This is a genomic window from Pseudoalteromonas sp. UG3-2, from assembly GCF_037120705.1.
Lineage (GTDB): Bacteria > Pseudomonadota > Gammaproteobacteria > Enterobacterales > Alteromonadaceae > Pseudoalteromonas.
On sequence record NZ_JAWLJU010000002.1, the window covers coordinates 580,661 to 606,978 of the forward strand.

18 protein-coding genes are annotated in these 26,318 nt (G+C 44.2%); 9 read left to right on the plus strand and 9 right to left on the minus strand.

The features are described 5' to 3' along the window. The first annotated feature begins 193 nt into the window (after positions 1 to 193). The 4 genes from astE to R3P39_RS05975 all read left to right on the plus strand — a co-directional run bounded on the left by astE (position 194) and on the right by R3P39_RS05975 (position 5,274). Positions 194 to 1,228, plus strand: coding sequence for a succinylglutamate desuccinylase (gene astE / locus R3P39_RS05960; RefSeq protein WP_336566279.1), 1,035 nt, complete (start codon positions 194 to 196; stop codon positions 1,226 to 1,228). A gap of 264 nt (positions 1,229 to 1,492) precedes the next feature. Continuing rightward, positions 1,493 to 2,710, plus strand: coding sequence for a thiamine pyrophosphate-dependent dehydrogenase E1 component subunit alpha (locus R3P39_RS05965; protein ID WP_336566281.1), 1,218 nt, complete (start codon positions 1,493 to 1,495; stop codon positions 2,708 to 2,710). Then, entirely contained in the window at positions 2,710 to 3,687 is a 978-nt protein-coding gene (locus R3P39_RS05970; RefSeq protein ID WP_336566282.1) for an alpha-ketoacid dehydrogenase subunit beta, read from the plus strand. The genes R3P39_RS05965 and R3P39_RS05970 overlap by 1 nt, the downstream gene beginning before the upstream one ends. 9 nt (positions 3,688 to 3,696) lie before the next feature. Continuing rightward, the gene (locus tag R3P39_RS05975) at positions 3,697 to 5,274 is read left to right on the plus strand and encodes a dihydrolipoyllysine-residue acetyltransferase (RefSeq protein WP_336566284.1); all 1,578 of its coding nucleotides are present in this window, start codon (positions 3,697 to 3,699) and stop codon (positions 5,272 to 5,274) included. Positions 5,275 to 6,183: 909 nt separating this feature from the next. On the opposite strand, the gene R3P39_RS05980 is transcribed toward R3P39_RS05975, so the two are convergent. The 9 genes from R3P39_RS05980 to ald form a co-directional block, all read right to left on the minus strand. Next, positions 6,184 to 9,240, minus strand: a complete 3,057-nt coding sequence (locus R3P39_RS05980) for a TonB-dependent receptor domain-containing protein (RefSeq protein WP_336566286.1) — start codon at positions 9,238 to 9,240, stop codon at positions 6,184 to 6,186. A 923-nt stretch (positions 9,241 to 10,163) separates the two neighbouring features. Then, on the minus strand, positions 10,164 to 10,412 hold the full coding sequence (locus tag R3P39_RS05985) for a DUF3862 domain-containing protein (protein WP_336566288.1): 249 nt from the start codon (positions 10,410 to 10,412) through the stop codon (positions 10,164 to 10,166). Between the two features lie 11 nt (positions 10,413 to 10,423). Beyond that, positions 10,424 to 11,248, minus strand: coding sequence for a CsiV family protein (locus R3P39_RS05990; RefSeq protein ID WP_336566290.1), 825 nt, complete (start codon positions 11,246 to 11,248; stop codon positions 10,424 to 10,426). Then, positions 11,245 to 14,721: a transcription-repair coupling factor gene (gene mfd / locus R3P39_RS05995; RefSeq protein ID WP_336566292.1), complete on the minus strand. Its 3,477-nt coding sequence runs from the start codon at positions 14,719 to 14,721 to the stop codon at positions 11,245 to 11,247. Before mfd ends, R3P39_RS05990 begins: the two co-directional genes overlap by 4 nt. Positions 14,722 to 14,738: 17 nt before the next feature. Next, the gene (locus R3P39_RS06000; protein WP_336566294.1) at positions 14,739 to 15,629 is read right to left on the minus strand and encodes a carbon-nitrogen hydrolase; all 891 of its coding nucleotides are present in this window, start codon (positions 15,627 to 15,629) and stop codon (positions 14,739 to 14,741) included. A gap of 5 nt (positions 15,630 to 15,634) precedes the next feature. Beyond that, positions 15,635 to 16,672 carry an agmatine deiminase family protein gene (locus R3P39_RS06005; protein ID WP_336566295.1) on the minus strand — a complete coding sequence of 346 codons (1,038 nt, stop codon included), beginning with the start codon at positions 16,670 to 16,672 and terminating at the stop codon, positions 15,635 to 15,637. Positions 16,673 to 16,813: 141 nt separating this feature from the next. After that, positions 16,814 to 17,380, minus strand: coding sequence for a PilZ domain-containing protein (locus R3P39_RS06010; protein ID WP_336566296.1), 567 nt, complete (start codon positions 17,378 to 17,380; stop codon positions 16,814 to 16,816). Positions 17,381 to 17,446: 66 nt separating this feature from the next. Next, positions 17,447 to 19,321 (minus strand): methyl-accepting chemotaxis protein, encoded by a 1,875-nt coding sequence (locus R3P39_RS06015; RefSeq protein WP_336566298.1) that lies wholly within the window; start codon positions 19,319 to 19,321, stop codon positions 17,447 to 17,449. A 220-nt stretch (positions 19,322 to 19,541) separates the two neighbouring features. Further along, positions 19,542 to 20,663 carry an alanine dehydrogenase gene (gene ald / locus R3P39_RS06020; RefSeq protein ID WP_336566300.1) on the minus strand — a complete coding sequence of 374 codons (1,122 nt, stop codon included), beginning with the start codon at positions 20,661 to 20,663 and terminating at the stop codon, positions 19,542 to 19,544. 139 nt (positions 20,664 to 20,802) lie between these two features. On the opposite strand from ald, the gene lrp reads away from it, so the two are divergent. From lrp to crcB, 5 genes are all read left to right on the plus strand, one after another. After that, on the plus strand, positions 20,803 to 21,282 hold the full coding sequence (gene lrp, locus R3P39_RS06025; RefSeq protein WP_336569250.1) for a leucine-responsive transcriptional regulator Lrp: 480 nt from the start codon (positions 20,803 to 20,805) through the stop codon (positions 21,280 to 21,282). Between the two features lie 115 nt (positions 21,283 to 21,397). After that, a complete protein-coding gene (locus R3P39_RS06030; protein ID WP_336566301.1) occupies positions 21,398 to 23,962 on the plus strand; it encodes a DNA translocase FtsK in 2,565 nt (854 codons plus the stop codon). Further along, positions 23,962 to 24,600, plus strand: a complete 639-nt coding sequence (gene lolA, locus R3P39_RS06035) for an outer membrane lipoprotein chaperone LolA (protein WP_336566303.1) — start codon at positions 23,962 to 23,964, stop codon at positions 24,598 to 24,600. The genes R3P39_RS06030 and lolA overlap by 1 nt, the downstream gene beginning before the upstream one ends. Then, on the plus strand, positions 24,593 to 25,933 hold the full coding sequence (locus R3P39_RS06040; RefSeq protein ID WP_336566304.1) for a replication-associated recombination protein A: 1,341 nt from the start codon (positions 24,593 to 24,595) through the stop codon (positions 25,931 to 25,933). The genes lolA and R3P39_RS06040 overlap by 8 nt, the downstream gene beginning before the upstream one ends. Further along, positions 25,934 to 26,314: a fluoride efflux transporter CrcB gene (gene crcB, locus R3P39_RS06045; protein ID WP_336566305.1), complete on the plus strand. Its 381-nt coding sequence runs from the start codon at positions 25,934 to 25,936 to the stop codon at positions 26,312 to 26,314. Positions 26,315 to 26,318 lie beyond the last annotated feature (4 nt).

The following is a 26,318-nucleotide window of genomic DNA, read 5'->3' on the forward strand; positions in this document are numbered from 1 at the left end:
AAGCCATACACCTTGTATGGCTTTTTTGTAGCAAAGTTAATATTAACTCGTGATCGAGCTTGCGTTATTGACTCACTTTGTTGGTGTTACGTTTAAAACTGCGTCGGTCTTTAGCCATGAAACCAACGCAACACATCCTAACTGAGGCGGCAAGAAAGCGATTAACGAATCACAAGCAATTGTAATTGGAATTATGACGTACTTACAAAATTTAAAACAAACCGGTGATTTTCTTAGCATAACCAGAAGTAACGAGTTTTCATTGCCTGCAGCTAGCTTTACCCTTGAAAATGGTACCCATGTTGAGGTTTTGGATACTGGCGTTATTCAGTTTACTCCCGTTGATAAGGGCACAAAAGATATTGTGCTTTCTAGCGCAATTCACGGCAACGAAACAGCACCTATCGAGATTTGTGACGAGTTAATTCAGCAGATCATAACTGGCGAATTAAAGCTTGCACAGCGCGTGTTATTTATTTTTGGCAACCCAAAATCAATTAACATCGGTAAGCGTTTTGTCGATGAAAATCTTAATCGTTTGTTCAACGGCGCGCACCAAAATAAATCAGACAACCCAGAACAAGTTCGAGCGCAAAAACTAGAGCAATACGTCAGTGACTTTTTCAACGCAGAGGAAGCAGGGCGTTACCGCTGTCATTATGATCTACATACGGCGATACGCGGCTCTAAAAATGAAAAGTTCGCGGTGTATCCTTATTTGCATGGTAAACCGTGGAAGAAATCTCAATTACAGTTTTTACTTTCGTGTGGGGTCAATACTGTGTTGATGATGAGCAGTGCGGCCACCACCTTTAGTTACTATTCATCGCGACAATTCGGTGCCGATGCCTTTACCATTGAGCTGGGCCAGGTTAAGCCATTTAGTGAAAATGACATGGCCAAGTTTGCTAAAACCAAGGCCACGCTAAAAGCATTAATTAGCCAGGAATCGGTAGAATATAAGGAATATAATGCAGAGGACTTCGAAATCTTCACTGTACACCGCACCATAAACCGTACCAACACGGATTTCTCGTTTTCTTTCCCTGACTCCGCAGTAAACTTTACCGGATTTAAGCAAGGTGATTTACTCGCAAGAGACGGAGACAAAGAATACTTTGCGGAAGTGGATGGCGAGGCGATTATTTTCCCCAATGCCAATGTGGCTTTGGGCCAGCGTGCATTGTTAACCGTTATTCCGTTAGAGTCTCAAGAAAACTTTATTTAAAACAATGGTGTAGCTTGAGTTCACCATTCGTATCAAAAACTTTCCAAATTCGTTAGTGCATTTTAACGGTTATTCATCTAGGATTAGTTGAATAACCGTTTACGTTAACGTAAAGTTGAAACGCTTTAATTTAATTTACTTACTAAATTCGCAAATATTATTCTGGTAGCCATTAACGCGCGCCAATACAATTAAAACCGCGAATAAAAGCAGGACAGCTTCCAGCTTTGGTAAGTTTGTTATGACAACAAGAGAAGGTAGGTTATGACTAACCCCAATAATATATCGCTAAATATCAGCCATGCGCTGGAATTTATTGATGGTCATGCACTCAATATCCCTACGTTAAAGATTTTAAGTGACCAAGGCGAAGTGCTTGATGGTGCAACGGCACCTGAAATAGATAAAGAAACGGCGCTAAGAATTTACGCCACCATGCGTTTTATCCGATTGTTAGATGAACGAATGCAGGGCGCTCAGCGTCAAGGGCGGATCAGCTTCTATATGCAATGCCTTGGCGAAGAAGCTGCGGTAACGGCAAGTACGGCAGCGTTAAAAGAAGATGACATGATAATGGCACAGTACCGTGAGCAAGCGGCGATTCATTATCGTGGCTTTTCATTAGAGCAGTTTATGAATCAACTGTTCTCTAATGAGAAAGATTTAGGTAAAGGCCGCCAAATGCCGGTGCATTATGGTTCTAAAGACCTTCACTACCTGACTATTTCATCGCCATTGGGTACTCAGATCCCACAAGCGACAGGCTATGCCTATGGCCAAAAACTGAAGCACGTTGATAAAGAGTCGGGTGAACTTAACTCTGAAATTGATAACGTCACCATTTGCTACTTTGGTGAAGGCGCAGCATCGGAAGGGGACTTTCATGCCGGCCTAAACATGGCCGCGGTTCACGGTGCACCAGTGATTTTTTACGCTCGTAATAATGGTTATGCGATTTCGACGCCTGCTGATGAACAATTTAAAGGCGATGGCATTGCCGCTCGCGGAGTTGGCTATGGCATTAAAACCATTCGTGTTGATGGCGCTGACGCCCTAGCGGTGTACGCAGCGACTCAAGCTGCACGAAAAATCGCGGTTGAAAATGGTGAGCCGGTGATGATTGAATCCATCGCTTACCGTTTAGGGGCGCACTCAACATCAGACGACCCATCGGGCTACCGTACTAAAGACGAAGAGGCGGAATTTAAATCAAATTGTCCTGTTAATCGCTTTAAACTTTGGTTACTAAACCAAGGTTGGCTTGATGAAAAAGAAGACGAAGCGGAAAAAGAGAAGATCCGTGAAGACATTCTTGCAGCACTGAAAGTAGCTGAAAAAGTGCAAAAGCCGGCATTAGAAGATTTAGTATCGGATGTGTATGACGAGCCTATCCCTGCGTTGCAAAAGCAATACGAAGAACTCAAATCACACATCAAAGCATACCCAGATGCTTATCCAGTGACGGCAGGGAGAATCAAATAATGGCTAAAATGAACATGTTACACGCCATTAATTCGGCGTTAGATATCACCATGGCAGAGCATCCGCAAGCGTGTATCTTTGGTGAAGATGTGGGCTACTTTGGTGGCGTATTCCGTGCCACTTCAGGCCTACAAGAAAAATACGGCAAACACAGAGTATTTAATACGCCATTGACTGAGCAAGGCATTTTGGGTTTTGCTAACGGTCTTGCGGCGTTTGGCGCGCCAGCGCTGGCAGAAATTCAGTTTGCTGATTACATTTTCCCAGCCTTTGACCAGATTGTGAATGAATCAGCTAAATTCCGTTACCGTTCTGGTAATGAGTTTAATGTTGGTAATTTGACTATTCGTGCACCATACGGTGGTGGTATTGCCGGTGGTTTATATCACTCACAGTCACCAGAAGCTTACTTTGCTCACACCCCTGGTCTGAAAATAGTGGTGCCGCGTAACCCTTATCAAGCAAAAGGCTTATTACGTGCCTGCATCAAAGACGATAACCCAGTGTTATTCTTCGAGCCGAAGCGTTTATACCGTGCCTCAGTAGGGGAAGTGCCAGAAGAAGATTACAGCATTGAAATAGGCAAGGCCGAGGTCATCTCAGAAGGTAAAGACATTACTTTGCTGGCCTGGGGCGCACAAATGGAGATCATCGAGCAGGCAGCGAAAAAAGCCGAAGAAGCTGGCATTAGCTGTGAAGTGATTGACTTGCGTAGTATCTTGCCATGGGATGTTGACACGGTTGCACAATCGGTGATTAAAACCGGTCGCCTAGTGGTCAGCCACGAAGCGCCAATCACCAATGGCTTTGGTGCTGAGATTGCTGCCACTATCCAAAAAGAGTGTTTCTTACATTTAGAATCACCAATTGAGCGAGTATGTGGTTTGGATACCCCTTACCCATTGGCACTGGAAAAAGAATACGTTCCAGATGCCCATAAAGTATTTGCAGCAATCAAACGTTCAATGGAGTTTTAAGGACTGGTTATGGCAAAAGAATTTATTTTACCGGATATCGGCGAAGGCATCGTTGAATGTGAGATTGTCGAATGGCTCGTTGCAGTAGGTGATGAAGTAAAAGAAGATCAGCCAATTTGTGATGTCATGACCGACAAAGCGTTAGTACAGATCCCAGCAGTACATGACGGCGTGATCACCCAGCTTCATTATCAAAAAGGTGAAATAGCCAAGGTGCATGAGCCTTTGTTTGCGATGGATGTGGCAGGTGAAGCAAGCGCTGAAGTAGAGCAGTCAGCAAGCCAAGAGTCTGCCGCCTCTAATGTCAATTCTGGATCAGTATTGGAAGACTTCATTTTACCCGATATTGGCGAAGGCATTGTGGAATGTGAGATTGTCGAGTGGCTGGTTGCAGAAGGCGATGAGATCAAAGAAGATCAGCCAGTCTGTGACGTAATGACTGACAAAGCATTAGTGCAAATACCAGCTAAATACGATGGTATAGTAGAAAAATTATACTATCAAAAAGGCGAAATCGCTGAAGTACACAGTCCACTATTCCAGATGAAGCTGGCTTCAAGTCATAGTGGCAAAGCCACCGATCCCATTGCTGATGTGCATAAGCCACAAGAAAGCAAAGCACAAGCTAAGCCGGAAAACAATGATAGTGATAACAGTCAGCGTCAGTTACCTAAGTCAGGTAAAGCCATTGCTTCTCCGGCAGTAAGACGCAAAGCACGTGAAGTCGGTGTTGATTTATCGCAAGTACCAGGCTCGGGCAAAAATGGCCGCGTGTACAAAGAAGACATTGATCACTTCTTGCAAAGTGACAACAAAGCTCAAAGCAGTGAACACTCTGCAGCAGCTGAAGCGCAAGCAACTCAAACACCAGTGTCACAAGGCGGCACGCGTGTTGAACCTCTGCGCGGTATGAAAGCGGCAATGGCAAAACAAATGGTGGCATCTGTCTCTACCATTCCACACTTTACCTATTGTGATGAGATTGACCTGACTGAGTTAATTGAACTGCGTTTAGCACTGAAAGAGCAATATGCTAAGCAGGGCATTAAGCTGACCATGATGCCATTTTTTATTAAGGCGTTATCTTTGGCCATTAATGAATTTCCAATTCTTAATGCCAAGGTCAATGATGATTGCACTGAAGTGACGTATTATGACGATCACAATATTGGCATGGCCGTAGACAGTAAATTAGGTTTATTGGTGCCAAATATTAAATCGTGCCAAAACAAGTCGATTGTTGATGTTGCGCAATCGGTTACTGAACTGACGGATGCCGCAAGAGAAGGCCGTGTTTCACCGGACGCGTTGAAAGGAGGCACGATCTCTATCTCTAACATTGGGGCACTAGGTGGTACGGTAGCAACGCCAATTATTAACAAGCCAGAAGTGGCCATTGTGGCATTAGGTAAGGTACAAAAGCTTCCTCGCTTTGATCAGCAAGGTAACGTGGTTTCTCGATCCATCATGCAAGTAAGTTGGTCTGGTGATCATCGTATTATTGATGGTGGCACCATTGCACGCTTCAATAACCTTTGGAAATCCTTCCTAGAGGAACCGGCTAAAATGATGATGGCCATGCGCTAACCATTGTTTTTGCTAGTTTCTACTTGTTGTAAAGGGCCTTGACGGCCCTTTCAATTTTTTACTAAGCTTGAAACATTTCAACCTGATCAGTTCCTCCAATCGGTATTAATATTTGCACCATTGCAAGAAATAATACTCATATAAACAAAATCTATTACATCAATCGCGATAAACACAGTAAATATTGTTTAGAGTTTATCTGGCGTTATCTGTACCAACAAATGTAAACTGTGGCGTTATCAGTACCAACAAATGTAAAGTATATTAATATTTTGCACCCACGGAAATTGCTTTGATAATGGTAATCATATAACCGAGTTTATAAATTTATTCAGTGGTTAGGCGGCCTGATAATTAACAAAAAAAGTGATGCTCAATGTAAATGCTTATACCAATCTGCACTAAAATTTGCTCAATTTGGCGGGAGCAAATTTGACGCTAACTGCATTAAAGACTTCTCATTTAATACTACTGAATAGCAAAGCTTTAATTGCCTACATTGACTTAGTTACTTCAGCGGTAGCAAGGCAACAGATGGATGATATCGATCCAGCTTTCTTTTCTCAAATAGACCACTTAATTAAGTGAGTTGATTTTATTGTAGCTACAGGAGAGTTGTAGTCGCCTTGTATCAAGACAGTACCTGTTGCAAACGCTTTATAATCTAAAAGCAATCTGATTGTGTAGAGACTGGGAGTAATTTGGCCGTTGTAGTGATCCTATAAAAGAATCTATGAAGGAAAAGCCCATTTTTATCACAAGCAAGCAAAAATACTAAGTTTAGGTTTTGTTATTATAAGAACTGTAGAGAATATATTGATTGATATTTGATTATATAGGACCATGTTTTTGAAAAAGATGCCATTCCAGTGCTGAAATGGCATCTAGCTTTTATGTATTTACAAGCTTTTAAAACTTATATGTAAAGCCTACGCTGTAAACGCGACCATAAGTTGTTCTTGTAACTGATAACTCACGTACGCTGGGGTACCAATCAAACACATTGTCGATACGTAAGCGAACCACTGCGTTATCATTTATGTAGTAAGAGCCACCTAAATTATAAACAGTTTTAGATTCTATCGTGTCATACGGGTTACCGTTCTGATCGATGTAATCATACAAATTGTCTGAGTCATTGTTACGGTTACCTTCACCATAGTAATCAACATCGAAGTATACGTTTAGATCTTCAAGTGTATAATCTATCTTCAGGTCTCCACGCCAATCAGGGTTGGTGTACTCGCCAGTATTATCTTGAAAGTCGAAGCCAGTGTTTGACTCAGCATCTTTCTTAAGATTATACAGGCGTGAACGCAGCGCTAATTCACCTGAACCCTCTGGAATTAAACTGCCAATCAATGGGTACTCATTCAATGGGCGTTTGAACATAAATTCATATTCATAAGTTTCAAACTCTTGAAGTGCAGCGTTAACATAGCCAGATTCAAAAGCATTGTTAGCAGGGATCTGGAAATCAGAACCACGCTTAAACTTGCCACAGAAATCATTAGGGAAATTAGTAGAGTCGTAACAGGCATTTAAAATATCTGTCAAAGTAAAGTCAACAATCGCATCTTCAATATCGATCTTAATGTAATCGACTTTAAAGCTAAAGCCTTCGAACCACTCTGGAGCGTATACAAGACCAATGTTTAAACCTTCAGCTTTTTCACTTTCAAGGTTAATATTACCACCGGTTGTACCAACTCTTGAAGCATTACCAGAAACTGCTTTATAACCATCAGGCACGCCAGCAGCCTCACAGTTCGCTCTACGTGCTGAAGGGTTAGGACCTTTATCAAGGTTATTGATATCACAAGGATCCGTACCGAATTGAGAGTCTTGAATTACTGGTAAAAATAGCTCAGTAACAGATGGCGCTCTAACTGTTTCTGAATAGTTAGCCCTAACCATGATGTCTCTAATCGGCTGATAGTTAAGTCCAACAGACCATACATTATCTTTACCAGCTGTATCATTGTCTATTCTTCTAAAAGAAGCATCTAGACCCAAAGAAGCAACTAGAGGGATATCCATATCATCAGAGACAAGAGGTACACTAAATTCTGCAAATATGTCTTTAGTAGTGTATGAACCTGCAGTAGAAGCGTTAGCCAAACCACTATTTAGAGTATTTGTACCATCTTCAGTAAAGCTAGCTTTTTCTGTACGTCTTTCATAACCAAATGCTGCAGCTAAATAACCGGCAGGAAGTTCAACAATGTCACCAGTTGTGAAGGCTTGCAGAATGTCTTGCTCCTGTCGAGAGTGGCCCATTGCAGGGTAGGTAATGTAATCAAGAACTTCTTGAGATGCTTGACCAAAAGGATTGAAAGCAACACACTTACCAACTTCGCCCAACAGCGATTGTGTTTCTGTTACGCCGAATCCTGAGGTAGTGAACTTATCATGATAACCATCTACATAGTTAGCTTTACAATCAATTGCGCCATTATTATAACCAACATCAATCGAAGCTAAGAAACGGTTTTCATTAATGTTATAATCTTGAGAAAATATTTTACTTACGCCTTGTTGATAAAATACATCCCATTTCCATTCATGTTCGCCAAGATCAAAGTAGCCATCGAAGCCAATTTTCAAACTTCTTACATCAGACTCATTGATAATTCTACGCTTACCTAATGAAGTCCAAGCTTTGTGCATGTAGAACTCACCTGGGCCACCAAGGTAACCTTCAAGTCTTTCTTTAGACTCTGCAGAAAGGTACGGGTAGCTAGTATCGAATTTCAACGCGCCACCTAGGCCACCAAATAAACCTGAGCTATATTTGTTTGGCTGATAACCACTATTAATGGCATCTGATGAGTTAAAGAAGCCTAAAACAGACATATTAACTTCATCTGTTAATTTGTAATTACCATGGATAGTAAAGTTGAAACGCTCATAACCTTCACGAGCTGTATTTGATTCTGCTAGATTTAGGCCGTCACCTCCAGAAGACCAAACTTGGTTACCTGTTGCTGTACCAGTGTCAAATGGAATAAGCTGGCCATTACCACTTGGATCAAATTGAAGGAAAGAGCCATCTGGCCATGCACCTAAACCTAAATTAGTTACAGCGACACTTCCAGGTGTGATAAGGCCTGAATTTGATAGAATACCAGCGCGACCATTGGGATATAAGCGACGTTGACCAACAACAGGGTTACCATCTGCGTCAAGCACTGCATCATCACCTAAAGGTGTATAACCTGACCACTGATCGGTCCATGAAGGCAGTTCTGCTGCTAAGATGCTTTTTTGCTCTTGATATTCAAAGTTAAATACAAGGTTACCTTTATCTTCATGAAAGTTTCCGCCAAATAAGCCACGGAATGATTTGTCGTACTTACCTGCTTCATTAACATTGGTCAAGTCTGCAGAGAACTCAGCACCTTCGTAATCAGTTTTCAATATGAAGTTAACAACACCTGCAACAGCGTCAGAGCCATAGACAGGAGCACCACCTACTTTAACCACTTCTACTCTTTCGATTAAAGATACAGGTATGTTATTAACATCCACCTGACTTCCTGGAGCACTGCCTCCGCCAACAGGTGAATTACTTGAAACGAAGCGAGAACCATTAACTAGAGTAAGAGTACGTTGAGAGCCAAGACCGTACAAGTTTACAGTACTTTGACCAACACCTTGAGAACTAGCGGCTTCGTTGCTTTCAAGGTTTGATGTTGCAGCAAGTTCTATACCTGGTACTTCCTCTAATACCGCTGCTAGATTAGTAGTACCTCTTTTACTAATATAGTCCGAATCGATTGTTTCAACAGGTTGAGTTGTTTCCAAGTCGACGCGTGAGATACGCGAACCCGTGACTTCAATACGTTCAACATTTTGTGAGTCGGCAGTTTCTTCTTCTGCAAAAGCTGTTGGAGATACAACTGCAACAGTTGCACCAAGTGCTAAAGCAGCTTTTATTGATGATGAGAGTGTATTTATCTTCATAATTATTCCTATTTTTGTATTACATGACTAAGCATGCTCTTAAAATATAAAGCGAGGAATAAAAAATTTACATAGGTGATTCAAAATTCACTTATGTTGATGAAAAGGTTCTATTGTGTGTTTATTTACAATAAAAGGTGAGGAATTAATGGCTTTTGTAAATATGTATGGTAAAAGGTGAATTGTGTGTTAATAGAGGTGTCTGGGTCGGTGTTTTGGTGTAATTTTATCTTTACGGTTCTATGTATTTTTTTATTAAATTGTTTTAATATGTTAGATTATATTTCAGCAGTCATCGCTTAGAGTACTCTCAAGTTTGCTTGTTAGTGTTTTGTTCCTGTTTACTATCCATAATCAAGCAACAAATAAGGCTTAAAAGTCTAATACGAACAACCATGTTTATTTCCTTTCATGAATTATTTATTACTTTACGGAAGCAAAAATTCTAGATATAAAACCATTCATTGCTAAGTAATAACAACCTGAATTAATATTTGCTCGATTTACCATTAGAATTGACGCTAACGGAGTCTAAACGTTCTCATTAAGAACATAGACAGCAATATTTTTGCCTTACCTGCATGGGTAAGGATACTTTTGTGGTTACAGTACACAGGAGGGGGCGACAAAATTTTGCACCTCAAATCCTCAAAGAGATCACCTAATTAAACGAATTATCATAAAAACTGTCTTTCGCTCTGTAATAAATCGGCATGTGAAAAAGGATTTACAAAGCCACTATGACGATGTTGATTAAATTAGATTGAACCCACAGACTATTGACATAAACAAGACCTAGATGTTGCTAAAGTCGCTTCCTATCAACAAAAGTTGAGGGGAAAAAGCACCCTCAAACAATTTGTATTACAATAAATGCTATTCGCTTGTGGTTAATAGTACAACCTGCACTATAAGCTTGGCGTTTATTGTAAACCTTTTTTCGAATAAATCGTCACCTTATTGGATAATAACGTCACGGTGATATTTTTCTCTTCACTGCCCCAGATGCAGTTAGTATGAAGTGTTTTCTCTTCGCACTTGTCTGCACTGCCAAGGATTTTTTCTACTTCGGTTTTATCCATTCCCACTTCTAATTTGTTGTAGTTCTCTAAGTTTACTTTTGAACAACCAACAAGAGTTAAAAGGGCTGCAGCTGTGATTAATTTTTTCATAGTGATTTCGCCTAATGCTTATATTTTCTTATTTGGAAAATCACCCCTATTTTTGGGTGATCTAAGTAATGAATATCACCACTGTATACACGAGTATACTGTGACATTCGAGCAGTACGAAGCTTACCTTCATCCTCGTACTTTAAATCGAGATCCGTGGTGACATAGAGATAATGTCGCACATGGATTTTAATCAATCCTTGCAGTTCAAATTCTGGAGCGGCTCGTGTTTCCTCGCTGATATAAGGGGAAAGCAGGGAACCCAGTGGCTCGCGATTAATCGCTGCCGTGATGCTGGCAGGCTGCTTATATTGCTCACCTGCAACAATAACAACATTGGGTGCACGACGTTTACTCTGCTCTGGAAAACGCCAGCCAGTATGAAGCAGCGGCTGTAAATCTTTGCGTTGCAATTGGGCTAGTTTGTCTTGAAATTGTAATTGGCTTTTATCCAGCAAGTAGATGGAATCCATGTGCTCTTGCGGCTCAACACTGGGGCTCAGAGGCAGAGTATCAAATAGGCTGACATAATCGCGGCTAGGCTCACACCAAGGGGAGCTTTTCCCCTGAGTTAACGTGCGGATAAAAGAACGGTCCTGAAATCGAGCACGGCCTTGCAAACACAGTTCATAACCGGTGTGATTAAATCCCTCTAACAATAAGTTGAGCCGGTTACGCTCAGTTAGTGCTTCAGGTTCGATGCTAAAATCTTCTTTGATGCTGTAACTAGGTGCTTGCTTAAAGGCGATTATTTCCACTTCAAACCAGCGAATTGCATGGGCGGATGTACTCAGTACAGCCGCACTCAACAACGCTAGGCTTTTTATTATTCTCATGCTACTGCCTTTTTCTCGAAGTCACTGATCATGGCATTGACTAATTTTAGTCGCTCTTGGCCATTTTTTTCTTCTATCATAAACTTAAGTTTGTTAGCACCTTCCATACGGTACACCGACGGATTACTTTGTATCAAGCCGATGATGAATGTTGGATTAACTTTAGTATGACTTGTAAACTCAAAGAATCCACCCTTGGGGTTGGCTTCAATTTTTTGGATGCCAAGCTCTGTGGCCTTTAATTTTACCGTTTGCAGGGCAAACAAGTTCTTGCTGGCATCTGGCAATAAGCCAAAGCGGTCAATCAGCTCCACTTGCAAATCATCCAGCTCGGCCAAGGTATTGGCACTGGCGATACGCTTATACATACTTAGGCGAATATTCACATCAGGGATAAAGTCATCTGGCAATAAAGCAGGGAATTTAAGATCCACTTCGCTTTGTTGTTGCAAGAGGTTATCGAGCGTCGGCTCTTTGCCATTTTTTAATGCCTCTACCGCTTGCTCGAGCATTTCCATGTACAGTGTAAAACCCACCGTTTGGATCTGACCACTTTGGTCATCGCCCAACAGCTCACCGGCGCCACGGATCTCCAGGTCATGGGTTGCCAATGCAAAACCTGCACCCAGATCTTCCAATTGTTCAATGGCTTGCAAACGTTTTACAGCATCTTTTGTCAATGCTTGGCTATTACGGGTAAGTAAATAAGCATACGCCTGGTGGTGGCTTCGGCCCACACGACCACGTAACTGGTGTAGCTGAGCAAGCCCAAGTTTATCTGCGCGGTCCATAATAATGGTGTTCGCGGATGGGATATCGATGCCGGTTTCTATGATGGTGGTACAAATTAATACGTTGAATTTCTGGTGATAAAATTCACTCATCAGGTGCTCTAGTTCTTTTTCACGCATTTGCCCATGAGCGGTGGTGACATTCGCTTCTGGTACTAAGGCACTGACGTCTGCTGCGACTTTATCTATGGTCTCAACGTTATTGTGTAAAAAGTAAACTTGGCCACCACGCTTAATTTCACGCAAAATGGCTTCTCGGATCAACTCATCATTGCGTTCGCGAACGAAGGTTTTCACCGCCAAGCGCTTCGCGGGCGGCGTGGCTATTATCGATAAATCACGCATGCCACTCATTGCCATGTTCAGGGTACGTGGAATAGGGGTGGCGGTAAGGGTAAGAATATCAACGTCGGCACGCAGCTGTTTGATTTTCTCTTTTTGTCTGACACCAAAACGGTGTTCTTCATCCACTATTAATAACCCAAGATCGGCAAACTTGATGTTCTCTTGGATGAGTTTGTGGGTGCCAATGACAATGTCGATTTTACCTTGTTGTAACTTATCTAAGGTGTCTTTTTGTTCTTTTGCCGAGTTAAACCGCGACAATACTCCTACTTCAATAGGTAAATCGGCGAAGCGGTCTTTAAAATTTTCAAAATGCTGTTGTGCCAGCAACGTCGTGGGCACTAACACGGCCACCTGTTTATTGTCATTCACTGCCACAAAAGCGGCGCGCATGGCCACTTCGGTTTTACCAAAGCCGACATCGCCACAGACGAGGCGGTCCATGGCTAAGCTCGATTGCATGTCTGCCAATACGGCGGTGATGGCATTACGCTGATCATCGGTTTCTTCAAAAGGAAAGCTATCAGAAAACTCGCGATAGGCGTTGCTGTCGAGCTTAAAGGCATAGCCTGGTTTACTTTGCCGCTTAGCATAAATGTCCAATAGCTCAGCCGCGACATCGCGGACTTTTTCAGCCGCCTTACGCTTGGCTTTCTCCCAAGCGTCATTACCGAGTTTGTGCAGCGGCGCACTGGCCTCTTCACCACCAGAATAACGACTTAGCATGTGCAAAGAGGAGACTGGCACATACAACTTGGCATCATTGGCATAAGTGATGGTGACAAACTCGGTTGCCACGCCCGCAGCGTCAATGGTTTCTAAGCCTAAATAGCGGCCCACACCATGATCTAAGTGAACAATGGGTTGGCCTTCTTTTAGCTCTGCTAAATTGCGAATAAGAGCGTCTTGCCCTTGTTCGTATTTGTGTTTGCGGCGGCGTTTTTGCGACACCTTAAGGCCCAGTAACTCTTGCTCAGTGACAATGGCAAGACTGGACTTAGCCTGATGGAGCTCAACACTGGTAGCCAGTGGACTAACCACCACACCGACATCGGCATCACTTTGGCAAAAGTCATGAATGGATTTATACGCTTGTAACTTTAAACCGGTGGGTTTTAACAGCGTTAGCAGCGACTCACGGCGACCTTCCGATTCCACACTGAATAGGACTTTGGATTGTTGCTTTTTGCGTGCAGTCACAAAGTTCAGTATTTTCTCAAACGGCGCTTGTTGTTTATGGTCAATGCGCACATCGGTGATTAATTCCGCGGCAACATTATGATGGCCAGCCTTAGTTCCAAGCTGGGCTTGGCTTAGCTTGATCCGAGCAAATTGATTTAAGCCCTCGTACAGACTCTCCACTGGTTGGTATAGTGACCCGGGCGGTAACAAAGGCCGTAGGGGATCGACTTTGCGGCTTTCATAGCGCTTTTCGACATCCTGCCAGAACTGCTTGGCAGCTTCTTCAATGTCGCCAAGTGGCATCATTACGGCATCGCTTGGCAGATAATCGTAAATGGTGGAAAGCTGCTCGAAGAACAACGGCAGATAGTATTCTATCCCGGCAGGCCAGTTGCCATTACTGACTTGCATATAGACGCTGTCTTTTTCACTGCTGGCACCAAATGCTTCTCGATAGCCAATGCGAAAACGCTCTATGTCTTCAGCATTGGTAGGGAATTCGTGAGCAGGAAGTAAGTCAATGGCATCGACTTCGTCGCTAGAGCGCTGCGTTTCAATATCAAAATGACGGATAGAGTCGAGTTCGTCGTCGAAGAAGTCAAGTCGGAACGGCAGTGGGCTACCCATGGGGTAGAGATCTAAAATAGAGCCTCTAACGGCGAACTCACCATGTTCCATTACCTGTTGCACGTGACGGTATCCCGCTTCGGTTAATTTATCCCGCAGCGCTTGGGCATCGATGGTTTGGCCTTTGCTCACTTGTAAGCTCATGCCATGAATAAAACTGGGCGGTGCGGTCCGCAGCATCAGTGTGGCAACTGGCACAATCAACACGGATTGTTTTTCATGCTTTAAGGTATTTAAACTGGCCAAGCGCTGAGAAATAATGTCCTGATGCGGTGAAAAATGATCGTAAGGGAGCGTTTCCCAGTCCGGGAACAACATCACCGGGATATCTGGCAATAAAAAGCCCAGCTCTTGCTCGAGACGCAGGGCAGAGGGCGTGTCGGGAGTGACTAACACCACCAGGTTATCGTGTTGTTGAATAGCTTCACTGAGGCACAAGGCGAGGCTACTGCCAACCAAGTTACCCCATGCTATTTTATCTGTTGTCGATTTTACCCATGGTAAGTTGTTCCACTGCCCATTCGCCATTGACTACTCCTATTAAATTAATCGCGATAGATTTTACACAGATCTTGATAATGATCGATTCTGCGGTCTCTTAAGTACGGCCAAATACGTCGAACCGATTCACTGCGAGCTAAATCAACATCAACCACAGCCGTTTGTTGTTCTTGCTCACAGGCGTGCAACAACATTTCTCCTTGTGGACCGGCTACAAATGAATTGCCCCAAAATTGAATGCCCTCGCTTTGACCACTGGGGTCAGCCTCGTGACCAACACGGTTTACACTGATAACCGGAAGCCCATTGGCCACTGCGTGGGCACGTTGAGAGATGATCCAAGCATCGCGTTGGCGTAGCTGTTCGGCTTGGTCATCGCGCGGATCCCAGCCAATGGCGGTGGGGTAGATTAAAAACTCAGCTCCTGCCATGGCCATTAACCGTGCACCCTCTGGAAACCATTGATCCCAACACACTAATACCCCGAGTTTGCCGACAGACGTTTGAATAGGCGTGAAGCCCATGTCACCGGGAGTAAAATAAAATTTCTCATAAAAACCCGGATCATCAGGAATGTGCATTTTGCGGTATTTTCCGGCGATGCTGCCGTCGCTTTCAAGTACTACCGCGGTATTGTGATAGAGGCCCGTGGCGCGCTTTTCAAAGAGTGATGCCACAATGACGACCTGCAATTCTTTGGCTAATGCTCCGAGGCTATCAGTACTTGGCCCTGGGATGGTTTCAGCCAAATCGAACAATTCAGTGTCTTCAGTTTGACAAAAGTAGAGGCTGCGATGAAGTTCTTGCAACACAATGAGCTGTGCACCTTGCGCCGCAGCAGCTCGAATTTCTTCACAGGTTTTAGCGAAATTGGCAACTAAGTCTTCACAATTGCTGTGTTGCACAATGCCAACTTTGATATTTTTTGATGCCATGGAGTTTACCTTAAAAAGCCTTTTGGCAGTTGCATGGTAATACAGTGCAAACTGCCAAACTGATGAATGATAGGCAAGCAGTCAATCCCAATAATGGTGCGATCAGGGTAGGCTGCAGCCACTTGCGCTAGTGCACGTTGATCGTGCTCATCACCATAAATAGGAACCAACACAGTTTGATTAAGAATTAAGTAATTTGCATAGGTCGCAGGCAGCCTAACTCCTTGGTCATCCTTTTTTGCACTGGGCCAAGGCAGCGGCACTAAGCGGTAAGGCTCACCTGTTGCAGTGGTAAAGCGTTTGAGCTGTTGTTCCATCTGCTTAAGGGCTTCATAGTGCTCATCTGTTTTGTCGTTACACTGGACATAGACAAGGGTATTACCTGGTGCAAACCGGACTAAGGTGTCGATGTGACTGTCGGTGTCATCTCCTGACAAATAGCCATGGTCGAGCCATAAGAAAGATGTTGCACCGAGCTCTTCAGTTAAACGAGCCTCTAGCTCAGCTTTACTCAAATGGGGGTTACGGTTGGGGTTCAATAAGCACTCAGAGGTGGTCAGTAACACCCCAGTTTCGTTAATTTCTATGGCACCGCCTTCTAGGACCAAGTCAACCCGTTGATAATGGCATTGCTGTGACATGACTTGCTCAGCGAGGACTTGATTAATGGCGTTGTCTTTCGCCGCAGCAAATTTATTACCCCAGCCATTAAAGGTGAAGTCTTTTATTGCTAACTCACCAGACTCTGACATCGTGGTCAGTGGCCCATGATCGCGAGCCCAAGTGTCATCACAAGGCGCAATAACAATATGACAGCGGGCTAACTCCACTTCAGCATGCTCAAGTAGGGTGATGATATGCTGTTTCAGCGCCGTATCGTGGGCAACTATCACAAGTTGTTGCACTTGAGTAATGTGTTGACACAAGGTCACATACACAGGCTCTACAGTAGCTAGGTTATCGCACCAGTCGGTGTCTTTGTGGGGCCAAGTAAGCATTATCGCATCTTGCGGTGCCCATTCAGGTAGTAAAGTAAAACGCATTAAGCTATCGCCATATAACAATAAGCCTATAGTTTATCATTAACCATTGGTGTGTCAGTATATTTTGTGAGAAATTCATCGCCATTGGCAGCTAGGTGAGCAGCTGGGCTCATTCGCTTAAATGCCGTTGTAAAAGGAGTATTAATCCTGGCTTTTCTGCTTTAACTTCAGCTGCCTAGTTTGGGCGTGTAGGCTGGCTCTAACCAGCAGTTCTTGATCCGATGCACGAATAGCCGTGAACGCTAGAGTGTAAAGGCTATCTTGTTTGTCGATGACCTGTGAATAACAATAGATTGCACTGGCTTCATTGCGTAAAAATATTTTTGTGCGAAAAGACTGACCGATGGCAAATTCTTCGTCTAATGTGGCCGTTAACCCCCCACCACCATAACTATCACAGGATAAACTATCGTCCTCGGGCTCTTCAGTGGCAAGAATATGGCTGATTATCAAGTCGACTTTACGCGACTGGGCTTCTAAATAGCTTGCCAGTTCAGAGGCGACATCACCGAGATTACGTAGTGGCCTAAGTGCTTTTAAGTCGAGTTCATTGATTTCGTTAGCCAGCTTAAATAGCGGGGGAATGGCCGCTTCAAGTTGATTCTCGTTCTGCGGCACCATGTTGTCATCAACTGGATACAGGTTGATTTGTACCTGCTCGTCAATTTGAAAGTACTGCGTAAATAATTCTTGCAAATTTGTTGTCATGTTAATCTCTTGGCACCAAGCCCAATTACCTCAGTGCCTTATAGTAACGGCTAAGTTCACCTTGAATCAAACTTTGAATTGCTCTAACAGCTGCTCTTGACTGGTTATTTTCTTTACCTGTGATTGCATGGTGCTATCAACTTGCTTGGCTTCACTGAATACCGACTCGGATATTTGCCTGATTGCAGAGGAGCTATTATTTACGTTGCTGACAATATCACTTTGCTCATGAAGCATATTGGCAATTCGTGAATTCAGTTCAACAATGTGGCGGATGGCACTGCGCATATCTTCAAGCGCAGCCTTGGTTTGATCCGCCTTAGTGACCGTTTCTTCTACGTAATCCTGACTTTGCTTCATGACCACCACAGCATTTTCAGAGCCCGACTGTAATTGGTTGATCATGGTTTTAATTTCGGTGGTGGCTTCTTGGGTTCGTTGCGCCAAAGAGCGAACTTCATCGGCCACCACGGCAAAGCCACGGCCTGACTCTCCGGCTCGAGCCGCTTCAATGGCGGCATTAAGCGCAAGTAAGTTAGTTTGTTCGGCAATGCCATTAATAACAGATAAGATTTGTTCAATGGCGGTGGAGGAGCTCTCTAACTCCGTTACAACCGTCATAGCAGAACTAATTTGTTCCGATAAAGAGGCGATGGTCGCAGTGGTTTGACTGACGATTTGCTCACCTTGCATAGCCACTTTATCTGTCGACTTGATGGCTTCTGCGGCTTCTTGCGCCGAATGCGCTACTTGCTGCTCGGTACTGGACATATGAGTCGTGGCCTCGTCCAAATCTTTAATGCTATTTAACTGCTCTTGAATCGATAGTTTTGCTTGGTTGGCAACGCTAGAGGTTTGCTCTGCATCCTCGAGAACCTCGTGTCCTAAACCTTGAATATTGGCGATCAGTCCTTGCAGACTGGCAGTAAAGGCATTGAAGTTGGTGGCGAGCTGAGAAAACTCAGGGTCATGGCCGGTATTCAGGCGCACTGTGAGGTCCGCATTGCCTTTGGCAATAGCGGCCATAGCGCCATTGATCTCATCCAGTGGTCTGAGCAATATACTGATGAAAATAGACAGAATGGCAATCGCTAGGATCACGGCAATCACAGCAAAAATCATGGCATCCAGCTGTAAATCAGACAATGCTGCGAACACAATGTCTTGTTTTAAGGCAATCCCCAGGTACCAGTCAAGTCCCTCTACCTCTTTAAACAACACCATTTGCTGTTGGCCATCGAGTTCAACGTATTGTAGTTGCTCTTTAATTGGAATATCACCTAAAAACTCTGAAGCATTGTCACCATTTAGCTCGAGGTTAGGGTGAGATATCACGGTACCATCTGCGGTCAGCATAAAAGCATAACCGGCATCGAAGAGGTTAAATGAGTTAATCATTTTGCCAAGTTTAGCGAGGCTAACATCGTAGAATATGGCGCCATGAAATTGCCCTTGCTTTTTCACCGGGGCACCAATAGAAACCAGGATCTCTTTACTGACGGCGTCGGCATAGGGGGCGGTGATGATCATTTCATTGGCGGCTTTGGCATCGGTATACCAAGGCCGTTTTCGGGGATCCCAATCAGGACCTGGGTTCCAGCTTGGATCGCTCGCAACATAATCGCCACTACTTTGCTCACCATAGCCAATCAAAATAAACGATTCAGTGAGTTTTGGCTGCGATAAAATAGGGAAGGCTTGGTTAAGGTTATCAGTACCAGCAACTAAGCTGGTCGCTAAGGCTGCTAAATCAGTGGCGCCATTCATTTGCGCGGCAACCGTATTACTGATCCCTTGAATGATCTCATCTACACTTTGCTCAGCTTGCGACTTAATTGCCGACTGTACGGAAAAGTATTGAATGATTGAGAGGATAAAAAGAGCGATTAACAGTACCAGCGCCGACACGGAAACGACTTTGTGTTTAAACTTCACGGCCATACTCCACTAAGTTACATACTCTTAACTTATGTCATTTCACAACAAATTGCCAAGTAGAGGGGATATTTCTCTCTTTATTCTATCGCAGAGTGGCGGATCCGTTGAGATGCCCTCAGCAGCACGAAGACTTAAAATAACAAAGGAGAAAAGAAGATAGGCGTTTAGACAATAAAAAAAGGGGTCTGTTGACCCCCTTTGAATACTTTGTTGAGTTTGCAGATTACGCGTTTTCGAGTGCTACGCGTGGGTCTACAAATTCCATATCAAAACCTTCCGCCACTTCTTTACAGGTGATCTGGCCTTTCAATACGTTTAGACCATCCATGAAGTGCTTGTCAGAAAGCAATGCTTCTTTATAGCCTAAGTTAGCCAGCTTGATGATGTAAGGTAGTGTAGCGTTATTTAATGCGAACGTAGACGTACGTGGTACGGCACCTGGCATGTTAGCAACACAGTAGTGAACCACTTCATCAACAATGTAAGTTGGTTCGTCATGAGTCGTTGCTTTTGAAGTGGCAATACAACCACCTTGGTCGATAGCAACGTCAACAATCGCTGCACCCGGTTTCATTGCTGCGATGTGTTCAGCGGTAACCAACTTAGGCGCTGCAGCACCAGGGATGAGTACGCCACCAATAACTAGATCGGCTTCTAACACGTGCTTTTCAAGGGCATCAGCAGTTGAGTAAATTACTTTTGCTTGGCTACCAAATTGCGCGTTTAGTGAACGTAGAACGTCAACGTTACGGTCAAGAATCGTCACGTCTGCGCCTAGGCCTACTGCCATTTGCGCTGCGTTACGACCAACCATGCCGCCACCAATAACGACCACTTTAGCTGGCTCAACACCAGGCACACCACCTAATAGCATGCCACGACCATGACGTGACTTTTCAAGTGCTTGAGCGCCTGCTTGAATAGACATACGGCCAGCAACTTCAGACATAGGCGCAAGTAGAGGAAGACCGCCACGAGCATCCGTTACGGTTTCATAGGCAATGGCAATTGCGCCGCTTTTTACTAGGTCATCAGTTTGTGGTAAATCCGGTGCAAGGTGAAGGTAAGTGAATAGGATCTGACCTTCACGTAACATAGCACGTTCAACTGCTTGAGGCTCTTTAACTTTAACGATCATTTCCGCAGTTGCGAATACGTCTGCCGCTGTGTCTAGTACCTTAGCACCTACTTGGATGTAATCTTCATCGGTAAAACCAATGCCAATACCCGCATTTGTTTCTACCACTACTTCGTGGCCGTGATTAATTAGTTCACGAACGCTCGCAGGTACCATACCTACACGGTATTCATGGTTTTTAATTTCTTTAGGTACACCAATAATCATAATATTCGCCTCAATTTAAGAACGGGATAAAATTTTTGACTATTATATTTACCACTAGCCAGTATGTCTCACTGTATTGCTGGTGTTAGCCAGTGTAATAAACTAAAATAAGAATAAATTTAGAATGGTAAACTGGCTTATGCACCAACAATTAGACAGAATAGATAGAAAGATTTTAGTCGAACTGCAAAAAGATGGTCGAATTTCCAATGTTGAATTAGCAAAACGCATTGGCTTAAGCGCCACGCCTTGCCTTGAGCGGGTTAAAAAACTCGAACGTGAAGGTTTTATTCGCGGTTATAAAGCGGTAGTCGATCCTGCTAAACTGGGCCAAGGACTTTTGGTGTTTGTGGAAGTGACGGTGAACAAAAACTCTCCCGATGTGTTTGATAAATTCAACCAAGCAGTAAAGCAACACGATGAAATCATCGAGTGTCACTTGGTCTCAGGTAATTTTGACTATTTACTCACAGCGCGGGTAACCGATATGTCTGAATACCGTGCTGTGCTAGGCGACATCCTATTAAAACTCCCAAATATTAGTGAAAGTCGTACCTTTGTGGTTATGGAAGAAGTGAAGGGCGAAGAGGGCGAGGTAATAAAACCTTGTGCACCTTGAGGGATTTCTTGGTAAGGTTGTAGTTATATACAGCAAAACGAACGCAAATCACTAATTTGCTGAGGTTTTGGGCAAAACTAGCTCAAATAAAAAACGGATAAAAGGTTTAATTACAATGCGCTTAAATGGTGTGCAACGGCTATTAGAAACAGGTCTGATTGTAAGCACGGCGGCGGCTATATTTATGTTGTGTGCGTTGATAAGTTTCGACCCTGCGGATCCTGCTTGGACGCAATCGGGTGAATACGTAAAAGTCAACAATATAACCGGCGCTGCAGGGGCCTGGCTGGCTGATATATTATTGTTAAGTTTTGGTTGGTTAGCTTTTTTAATCCCGGCTGCGTTGCAGTTTTTAGGGTATTTACTATTTAAAAAGCCACACAAACTACTGCAACTTGATTACACCACCTTAGGCCTTAGGTTAATTGGCGCGACCTTATTTATCACCTCGGCCAGCGCCATTAGTGATATTAATTTCGATGATATTTATAACTTTGCCTCCGGTGGGGTTGTCGGTAGTGTTGTGGCAAGCGCGATGATGCCTGCCTTTAACTTCACTGGTACTTCCATTTTATTACTGTGCTTCTTTTTTGCAGGTCTAACCCTGCTAACCGGTGTTTCTTGGGTTGAATTTGTTGATTACCTTGGTGAAAAGGTGGTCGCTGGGGTTAAATGGCTGATAGCCAAGTTCTCTGCCGTTAAAGAGCAGCAAGCCGATGTAAGTTTGCCACTACATGCTACAGATGAACCAGCAGTTTCTGAGTCAGTAGAAATGGAGCCTGAACTGAACTTGCCGCAGCAGCCTCTAGCTGCAGAAGACGACGCACAGCCGGCTGAGAAAAAAGCAAACATCAGTAAGCTTAAAGATAAGCTGTTCAAAAAAGAGCAGCCCTCGTCACAGCCTGAGGTTGCCACAAGTCCAGAGCACACTGAGCAAGCCGCAACACCATTTGATGAATTGGATGACATTCTAGAACAAGAAATTAATTTTTCTGCCATTGATGATGAACCTCTGGATACCGTTGCGGCACTGAATGCGTTAGATGAAGCACCAGTGCACGAGACCAAAGTGGTATCACCGGCAAGACCATTAAAAGCCAAAGGCGAAGAGAAGCCCAAAGCAGGTTACCAGCCACCGCCCAGTGCTAAAGAACAATTTGAGGCCATGTTAGAGGCCAAACCCCCCAGCGATCCATTGCCTTCTTTGGACTTGCTAGACCGTCCTGATAAAGCAAAAAATCCAATATCGGAAGAAGAGCTGGAGCAGGTTTCGCGCTTGGTTGAAACCAAGTTGCTGGACTTTAATGTGCAAGCAAAAGTGGTGGGGGTGTACCCCGGCCCAGTGGTTACTCGCTTCGAACTCGATCTTGCACCCGGTATTAAGGTGGCAAAAATTACCGGACTGTCAAAAGATCTAGCGCGGTCACTTTCGGCGGTCAGTGTGCGCGTGGTGGAGGTGATCCCTGGTAAGACCTATGTTGGTCTCGAGCTGCCTAATAAACATCGTGAGATTGTGCGTTTATCAGAAGTCATGAATGCCCCCAAGTTTGAACAAAACCCATCGCCACTGACCATGGTTCTCGGTAAAGACATCGCCGGCCAAGCGGTGGTGGCCGATTTGGCCAAAATGCCGCACCTGCTGGTGGCTGGTACCACAGGTTCAGGTAAGTCAGTTGGCGTTAATGTGATGATATTAAGCTTACTTTACAAGTCACCGCCAGAAGATGTACGGATGATCATGATTGACCCTAAAATGCTGGAATTGTCGGTATATGAAGGCATTCCGCATTTGCTTTGTGAAGTGGTCACCGACATGAAAGAGGCGGCTAATGCCCTGCGCTGGTGTGTTGGCGAAATGGAACGCCGCTACAAATTGATGTCGGCACTGGGTGTACGAAACCTAAAGGGCTATAACCAAAAAATTAAAGAAGCCAAAGAGGCAGGCCATCCAATTTTAGATCCGCTATTTAAAGATACCGATGGCATGGCGGAAGAACCACAAGAATTGGATAAGTTGCCAAGCATTGTGGTGGTGATTGACGAATTTGCTGACATGATGATGATTGTTGGTAAAAAGGTAGAAGAGCTGATTGCTCGGATCGCACAGAAGGCGAGGGCAGCCGGCATTCACTTGGTTCTGGCTACACAAAGACCCTCTGTGGATGTGATCACCGGTCTGATTAAAGCCAATATCCCAACCCGTATGGCGTTCCAAGTATCGAGCAAGATTGACTCGCGAACTATTTTAGACCAACAAGGCGCGGAAAACCTATTAGGTATGGGTGACATGCTTTATTTACCACCCGGCACCAGTGTACCAGTGCGGGTTCACGGTGCATTTGTTGATGACCATGAGGTTCACGCTGTGGTTAGCGATTGGAAAGCCAGAGGCAAGCCAAACTACATAGAAGAAATTCTCTGTGGTGAGGCCACAGAAGATATTTTGTTGCCAGGTGAAGCCTCGGAGGGAAGCGATGATGAGTCCGATCCGCTTTATGATGAGGCGGTGGCATTTGTTATCGAATCTGGCAAAGTGTCGGTATCCAGTGTGCAACGTAAGCTACGAGTGGGCTACAACCGTGCAGCACGACTGGTGGAACAAATGGAAATGTCAGGAGTTGTGAGTGCTCCTGGTCATAATGGCGCACGAGAAGTATTAGTTAAAGGTGGAGCCAACTAATGAAGAAATTGATTACGTATTCTGTTTTAGCCATGTTGTTTGGCTCGGTCGCTGCGCAAAGCGCAGCAAGCCCTGAAGACTTGCAACAATTAAAAGACAAACTAGCAGGCCTGGAAACGTTCCAAGGGCAATTCTCGCAACAGGTAATGGATCAACAAGGCAATGAGCTACAACGTGGCGAGGGCAATATCACGTTAGCGCAACCGTTAAAGATCCGCTGGCAACAATCTATGCCGGATGAAACTTTGTTTATTGCCAGTGGTAACACCACGTATTATTACGATTCCTTTGCTGAGCAGGTGACGCTTCTCGATACCGTTAAGCTAATTGATACTACACCATTTGTGTTACTGACTACCCAAGCTGCGGCGCAGTGGCAAAAGTATGAGGTTGAGCAAAATGACGGTAAATACCTTATTGCACCAAAAAATAAAGTGGACTCACAAGTGGAATTACTCACTTTAGAATTCGCAGCAAACAACCAAGGATTATCACAATTGCAAGTGCACGATATTTCTGGTCAGGTGTCTACTTTTGAGTTCCATAACAGCAAAGTCAACCTGCCCGTCGAAGACAGTGTGTTTGAGTTTACTGTACCGGATGGAGTGGTCGTAGACGACCAGCGTAACAGTGACTAGTTTGGGGTTTGATTTTTCACCAGATGTTAGACCGTTGGCCGCAAGAATGCGGCCAACCTCATTACAGCACTACATTGGCCAAAGCCACATACTGGCTCCAGATTCAGTGCTTTACCGTGCCATTGCAAGCGGTCGTTGTCACAGCTTGATTGTGTGGGGCCCACCAGGCGTTGGCAAAACCACCCTTGCTGAGCTTATTGCCCATTATGGCGATGCTGAGCTGATTAAGCTCTCGGCAGTCAGTGCTGGCATTAAAGAAGTGCGTGAAGCGGTGTTAGATGCTAAGAATAGGCTTGCACAACAACAAAGGCGCACTTTGTTGCTTGTCGATGAAGTGCATCGCTTTAATAAGTCACAACAAGACGCATTTTTACCTCATATTGAAGACGGAACATTTATTTTTATTGGTGCAACAACAGAGAACCCCTCGTTTGCACTGAATAACGCCATTTTATCTCGCACACGGGTTTATACCCTTAAACCGTTACAGCAGCATGAGCTTGAGTTGGTGTTAAGGGATGCCCTAAAACGAGACAAGCAGCTCAGCGAATTGGCCATTGAAATCTCCACAGAAGCCATTAGCTTGTTGGCAAAAGCGGCCGATGGCGATGCCAGAAAGTCGTTAAACTTACTAGAGCAGGCTGTGGATTTAAGCTTTGACGCTGACAGCAACCGCCACGTTATAAATGAGCAAGTATTGCAACAAGTGTTGCCCAGCCAGCTTGCCAGTTATGACAATAAGGGCGATTTATTTTATGACTTGATCTCTGCATTTCATAAATCGGTGCGCGGTAGTGACCCGAATGCCGCCTTGTATTGGTATTGTAAAATAATTGCCGGCGGTGGCGACCCGCTGTATGTGGCTAGGAGGTTACTGGCCATTGCCACAGAAGACATTGGCAATGCCGATCCTCGGGCTATGCAAGTGGCGTTAAATGCGTGGGATATTTACCAACGGGTGGGTCCAAGTGAGGGCGAACGTGCCATTGCTCAGGCAACGATTTACTTAGCCAGTGCGGCAAAAAGTAATGCCGTGTACATGGCCTTTAATCAGGCTAAAAAAGACGCCATGGAAGACCCCAACTACCCAGTACCTGAACATTTACGCAATGCACCAACCAAATTAATGAAAGAATTAGGTTATGGCGACGGCTATCGTTACGCTCATAATGAAGCCGGTGCGTTTGCCGCCGGTGAAAATTATTTTCCCGAGCAAATTAAACAAAGACAGTACTATTTCCCAAGTGATCGTGGTTTAGAAAAGCAGCTTGGCGAAAAGTTAAATTATTTAGCCACCCTTAATCAGCAAAGCAAGCACAAGAGGTATGACTGAATGGTGATAAATTACCTCAGTGTGGCCCTAGGAGGTGCCATTGGCGCCATGTTACGTTACTTTATCGGCGATATGGCGATAAAACTCTTAGGTAAGGGATTCCCTTTTGGCACGTTGATCGTTAATATTCTGGGTTCATTATTGATGGGTGTGCTTTACGGTTTAATTGAAAAAGAAATAATTGCAGTGACACCGGCCAAAACCCTTGTTGGTATTGGCTTTTTAGGTGCGCTGACCACTTTTTCAACATTCTCAATGGATTCTTTGTTGTTGTTGCAACAAGGGCATTATATGAAAATGGCGTTTAACGTCACACTCAATGTGGTGACGTGTATCTTTATGGCCTGGGTTGGTCTCTGCCTCATCATGCAAAAAGGTTAATTAA